1 protein-coding gene is annotated in these 589 nt (G+C 54.5%); it reads right to left on the reverse strand.

The features are described from left to right. Positions 1-589 (reverse strand): tetratricopeptide repeat protein (locus tag JUJ53_RS22260; protein WP_204154250.1); only part of this gene is annotated, 589 nt, incomplete at both ends.

The raw sequence follows: 589 nt of genomic DNA on the forward strand, positions 1-589 counted from the left end.
CCCAACTGCTCCCGGGAAATCTCTAGGGCTTGTAGGTAGAGGAGTTCGGCTTCACCATAGTGCCCTTGTGCCTCATACAGCACTGCCAGATTGTTGAAGCTGTTGGCAACATCGGGATGACGATTGCCCAATATCTCTCGATAAATTGCCAGAGAGTCTTGATAGAGAGGTTCAGCCTCCTCATAGCGCCCTTGATCCTGATACAGTAATGCCAGGTTGTTGAGGCTGGTGGCAACAGAGGGGTGGCGATCGCCCAAAGCCTCGCGGTAAATCTCTAAAGCCTGTTGCAAAAGTGGTTCAGCCTCCTCATAGCGCTCTTGGGCCTGATACAGCAGTGCCAGACCGCTAAGGCTGTTGGCGACATGGGGGTGGCGATCGCCCAACTGCTCACGGGAAATCTCCAGAGCTTGTTGATAGAGGAGTTCAGCCTCCCCATACCGCCCTTGTGCCTCATACAGAACAGCTAGGTTGTTGAGGCTGCTGGCAACATGGGGATGGCGATCGCCCAACTGCTCCCGGGAAATCTCTAGGGCTTGTAGGTAGAGGAGTTCGGCTTCACCATAGTGCCCTTGTGCCTCATACAGCACTG

The sequence above is a fragment of the Leptolyngbya sp. CCY15150 genome, assembly GCF_016888135.1.
Lineage (GTDB): Bacteria > Cyanobacteriota > Cyanobacteriia > RECH01 > RECH01 > RECH01.